Source organism: Mesorhizobium sp. P2_D6 (assembly GCF_056404315.1).
This window is the reverse complement of sequence record NZ_JBFUEG010000067.1, coordinates 1-1,737: the sequence shown is the minus strand read 5'-3', so window position 1 is coordinate 1,737 and position 1,737 is coordinate 1. Positions and strand designations below refer to the sequence as shown.

At 61.1% G+C, this 1,737-nt stretch carries 2 protein-coding genes and 2 pseudogenes; 2 read left to right on the top strand and 2 right to left on the bottom strand.

Going from position 1 to position 1,737, the window contains the following annotated elements; genetic code table 11:
- On the top strand, positions 1 to 179 hold a 179-nt coding region (locus tag AC1D1L_RS33610; protein WP_477345801.1), incomplete at its 5' end, for a transposase.
- A 148-nt stretch (positions 180 to 327) separates the two neighbouring features.
- Here AC1D1L_RS33610 and AC1D1L_RS33605 read toward each other — a convergent pair.
- Positions 328 to 515: pseudogene (locus AC1D1L_RS33605) on the bottom strand (IS1096 element passenger TnpR family protein).
- A gap of 475 nt (positions 516 to 990) precedes the next feature.
- Here AC1D1L_RS33605 and AC1D1L_RS33600 point away from each other — a divergent pair.
- Positions 991 to 1,486 (top strand): annotated as a pseudogene (locus AC1D1L_RS33600) (transposase family protein); the annotation flags it as partial.
- A gap of 104 nt (positions 1,487 to 1,590) precedes the next feature.
- Here the strand turns inward: AC1D1L_RS33600 and AC1D1L_RS33595 are convergent.
- A partial coding sequence (locus tag AC1D1L_RS33595) for an integrase core domain-containing protein (RefSeq protein ID WP_477345802.1) occupies positions 1,591 to 1,737 on the bottom strand: 147 nt, incomplete at its 5' end.

Below are 1,737 nucleotides of genomic sequence, written 5' to 3'. Positions count from 1 at the left end.
GGAGGACCGAGGTCGTCGGCATCTTCCCCAATGACGATGCCATCGTCCGCCTCGTCGGCGCGTTGCTGCTTGAACAGAATGATGAATGGGCCGTGCAGCGGGCGCGCTACATGACTCTTGAGACCATCAGCCAGATGAGCGATGATCCGCTCATCAGCCTGCCGGCAGTGGCGCGCTGATCAGTCCGGCCCATGCCGGAGAGCACGGCGACCAATGCCGTCAGCTACACCACGCCAGTGGGCACGATCATTTTTGTCGAAGCCGGCCTTGCCAAGAGCGCGGCGTCTGGCGAGTTGTTGGACCCGATGAGGTATGGTCTACGGCTTGTTAGTCTGGATCGAACAGACGGCCATGCCAGCGTTTCAGGTCTCGATGCTGCCCGTGCTTGGGATCGGCGATAGCGTCGAGGAACCGCTCGAAGCCGGGGATGCCGCCTACATCTTCGGGTGGGGGCCGCGGGAGCCGATCAAGCGGGGATACTCGGCAGCGGAATCGGTATCGGCGACCGTTGCGATCGTGATCGTGTGCCGCCCGTCGTCGCCGAAGTCGTAGGTGTAGCAAGTTCCGAGACGGCACGATCGTCCAGCGAGCGTAGCCTCATGGTCTCATGGTCTCCGCCGAGTAGGTTGTCGGGTTGTCGCGCAAGCTATCCTATTCTGGTCGAGAGGATGGCGTAGCGGCGTAGCGCTTTCCGTCGCGCGGAACTCGAAAAAGCGACAGTCGTCGAATGGCATGGTTGCCCGGAGGACGTCATGCAGGGCCTGGAGCGTTTCCCGTCATCGGCACCCCGGCGCCAGATGGACCCGGCTGCCAGTCAACGAGCGGGATTCTTATGCTGGCGATGGTATCGGCGCTAATCCCGCCAATCTAGCAGATTGCGCCGCCGTCCAGTTCCACGGCAGGAGTTCCGCCAGCCGGCTCTGTGGCGGCTAAATGTTTGATCCCGGGCTTTGATGGGGCATCCTTATCTTCCGAATCAAAGGATGCGCTATGGGCCAGGTTCTGCATGGGAGCGCCACAACGACAGAGGCGGTCCGTCGAGCGATACAGCATAGTCAAGAGAGCCTGAGGACGCTGGCCAAGCGCTACGGGATCAACCAGAAGGACGGTTGCGAAGTGGAAGAGGCGCGCTTCGGTCGCCGACCTGCCGACTGGTCCGAAGGAACCGAGATCGACGGTGCTCTCGATTGAGGAGGAGGCGGTCATTGTCGCTTTCCGCCGCTATACGCTGCTGCCGCTCGACGACTGCCTCTATGCGCTTCAGGCGACCATCCCACACCTGACGCGGTCTTCATTGCATCGCTGCCTGCAACGCCATGGCATCGGCCGGCTGCCGGATGTCGAGGGCGACAAACCGGCGAAGAGGAAATTCAAGAGCTACCCGATCGGCTACTTCCACATCGACATTGCCGAGGTCAGGACCGAGCAGGGCAAGCTGCACATGTTCGTCGCTATCGACCGTACCTCGAAGTTCGCCTTCGTCGAGTTTGACCTGCCACTGAATTTTCATCCGGCTGCAGTTAGAGCCTCGGCGGGTTTTGCTCTGAACCCATTGTTTGGACCGCCGGAAGATGGAGTTTCCCGGCTTTTTCACGATGGCGGGCTGGTGGCGCCATCGGGATTGAGCAACGAGATTGGGACCTTGTGCCCGATCGCCCCATGCGGGCGCTCCTCGTTGTAGTATCTGCGCCAATCCTCCATCTTTTCAGCCGCGTCTGCAAGCGTGAGGAACCAGTG